The sequence below is a fragment of the Desulfovibrio sp. OH1186_COT-070 genome (assembly GCF_003860215.1).
GTDB lineage: Bacteria > Desulfobacterota > Desulfovibrionia > Desulfovibrionales > Desulfovibrionaceae > Desulfovibrio.
The window spans coordinates 1-2,917 of the sequence record NZ_RQYH01000066.1; the positions used below are offsets into that span (position 1 = coordinate 1).

The window sequence follows — 2,917 nt, forward strand, 5'->3', positions numbered from 1 at the left end:
CATTTAAAACTTTATCTGATATTGACTTTATAGAAGTGTCTTTATCTAATGCCATCTGACTTAACCTTTTTTTGATTATCGTATCAACTCTCATAGTTGAACTTTTAGCAACAGGTTTATAATTTTCCGTATACTTAACTGCTGAAGTGTCGATATCATCTAAAAAACCTTTTTTCTTTTGTTCTTCGAATTTTATATCATCTAAAAATCCTGCCATTATGATCACCTATCCTTCTATTAATTCTATTCTTTCTACTAATTCCTTATATATCGCTTCTAACATATGCAATACTCTTTTATCGTGCGTATCTTTATCCCTAATACCTTCTGCACTAAACTTCTTAATTCTTTCTCTTTGAAATATTTGATTTTTAAATAAAGCGTTTGAGAAAGTTTTTTTAGATATTTCTAATATCTTTTCATCAATATTACCATTCTTCTTGATTAATACTGGGATTGCTCCTATTAATTCAAATGGTAAATTTGATTCCTTTTTTCTATCTCGTAAAAAGTTAACAAACGATAAACTACTCTCATACGCTGATTGCTGCGTTTGAAATACCATAGCAATATAATCACTCGCGTATACTGCATTATTTGTGAAATCTGAATTTATTGTTGGTGGTACATCAATAAATATATAGTCAAAATCATAATCTCTTTTAATTTGATCAATAACTGATTTAAGAATATATCGTTTTTTAACAATATCTGTTTTGGCAATAATATCAGATAAATTAGCTAGTGAAGAATCTGCAGGTATTAACGCTAGTTTAGTTGATAGGTTGATAATACTATCTTCTAATTCACCAGTTTTAAGAGTATCTATAAATGTTTGTTTTTCATCTATAGCTTCTGGATATGTTCTTTTCATGATTTGAGTAGCATTACCTTGAGGATCAAAATCGACTAATAAAACCTTTTTGTCGTATCTTTCAGAAGCGATATAGGATAATAAAGTTGATACAGTAGTTTTACCTACTCCTCCTTTGAAATTACCAATAGTTATAACTGACATACATTACACTCCTTAGATTATAATATAATTATTATAACAGTAACTTGTTACATGTAACAAGTTACTAAGGTATATTATAATAAAATAACAATATTCATGATTATCAAACCCTATTAGTATAAGTAATATAAACTACTTTTAATAGAACAAAAACAAATCACATGTAACATGTTACATGTGATTTGTTTTTGTTTTTTTGTTACAGTATTTATTGTTTATACTCTATTAGTTTGTTATTCTTATAAATATACAAAAAACATTCAGTTGATACCAACAACTGAATGTTTTGAAAGGTAATAAAACGCACCCAAACGTTTTAATATATATATAATATTATTATAACCGTAAACAATATGTGTAGCAACTACATATATTTAATAATTTTATTGTAAACGTTTTATTACCTCTAACCAAATTAAAATATGGAAAGAGGTTTTTATTATGTCAATTATTAAAAATATTAATAGTGAAAAACCATTTGAAGTTTTACCTAGAGAATTATTACAACAATGCGATAAAAAACGTAGTAATACAGAAAATAACCCTTTATCATTACAAGCAATAGGTTTGTTATGTAATTTACAAAGTTATCCAGAAAATTGGGAAATTCACAAAACAGAACTATACAATCGCTATGAAAAAAATGGCCGTCGTCAAATACAAAATGCTTGGAATGAACTTGTAGACGCAAAATATATTGTTCAATTTAAAGTACATAATGGTAATAAATTGGATTATTATTATTACTTTAGTGTTACTCCAATAACCAACAAACAAATAAAAGAATTAGAAGAATATCATAATAGCGAAAGTTTGGAAAGATTTAATTTAAAAGAGAAAATCTCTACTGTACAAAATGAACAGTGCAGTCGCGACGGTCTTTTTCCTACTGTACATTCTGAACAGTTCAAAATGAACAGTTCAAAAGTGAACAGTTCAAAACGTACAGATAATATAATACACAATCAATATAATACACATAAATATAATACACATGAACATAATACACACTACATTACAGAAAGCAGTAGTAGTAGTTATAGTGTGTTAATTGATAGAATTAAGAATGAATTAGACATTAATATTACTCCAGCATATAAAAATAAATTATTAAAGTTATTCTCAAACTTTGATGACAAGGTTATTAATTATGCTATTGAATATACGTCTATTAATGGATCTAGTCCAAAGCAATATTTTTTAAAAGTTTTAAATAATTGGAAAAGCTCTAATATTACAACTTTAGAACAAGCACAAAATTTTAAAATAAGTAACAAAAAAAATAACATTGTCCGACTTTCTAAGGAGAAAACACCTAAATGGTTAAATAATAGAACAAACAAAAATACAAATGAAGACATGTCAGAAGAAGAAAGAGCTAAGTTTGAAGAAAAAAGAGAAGCTTTTAAAAGATCATTAGAAGAAGATTGGAAAGAATAAAAAAAGTCCCAAAATAAATAACTTGGATCTTTCTTAAAAACTTGTTATTCGAAACATTAGTATTTTTGTGTTGTAATAAAGAGATACTAAATAACTAAATGATATATAAATTTTTTTACAACAATTTTCTTTTCTAAAAGTCTTTAGTAATCTTTAATAGCTTGCTAAAGGCTTTTTAATAGTTCTTAGTATGTCTTCTATCTTACTATTAGCAAAAAGAGTGTTTTAATCACTTTTCATTTAACTAAACAATAAAAACTAAAGCTTTACTTTTTAGAAACTTTATAATGTCTAAAATTGAACAATGCTAAAAGGCTTTAAAACTTTTAGTTCGACTTTTATCGACGTGATTATTTATATATGCTACAGTTTATATGTATCCTTTATTTTTATTTAACGTATAAGTTTTTATATTTTAAAAATTTTAAATTTATGATCTTCAAGAAGTCTTTAGTAAGT

The 2,917-nt window shown here is 25.5% G+C and carries 3 protein-coding genes; 1 reads left to right on the forward strand and 2 read right to left on the reverse strand.

Annotated elements, in window-relative coordinates:
- Both EII23_RS11680 and EII23_RS11685 read right to left on the reverse strand, forming a co-directional pair.
- On the reverse strand, positions 1 to 217 hold a 217-nt coding region (locus tag EII23_RS11680), incomplete at its 3' end, for a plasmid replication-associated protein (protein WP_124793515.1).
- A gap of 9 nt (positions 218 to 226) precedes the next feature.
- Entirely contained in the window at positions 227 to 1,018 is a 792-nt protein-coding gene (locus EII23_RS11685; protein WP_124793516.1) for a ParA family protein, read from the reverse strand.
- 441 nt (positions 1,019 to 1,459) lie between these two features.
- On the opposite strand from EII23_RS11685, the gene EII23_RS11690 reads away from it, so the two are divergent.
- Positions 1,460 to 2,458: a DnaD domain protein gene (locus tag EII23_RS11690; protein WP_124793517.1), complete on the forward strand. Its 999-nt coding sequence runs from the start codon at positions 1,460 to 1,462 to the stop codon at positions 2,456 to 2,458.
- Positions 2,459 to 2,917: the final 459 nt, after the last annotated feature.

Bases quoted from the DNA above. Each gene is read 5' to 3' on its own strand.
- EII23_RS11685 (WP_124793516.1), bottom strand. From the start codon at position 1,018: ATGTCAGTTATAACTATTGGTAATTTCAAAGGAGGAGTAGGTAAAACT.
- EII23_RS11690 (WP_124793517.1), top strand. From the start codon at position 1,460: ATGTCAATTATTAAAAATATTAATAGTGAAAAACCATTTGAAGTTTTA.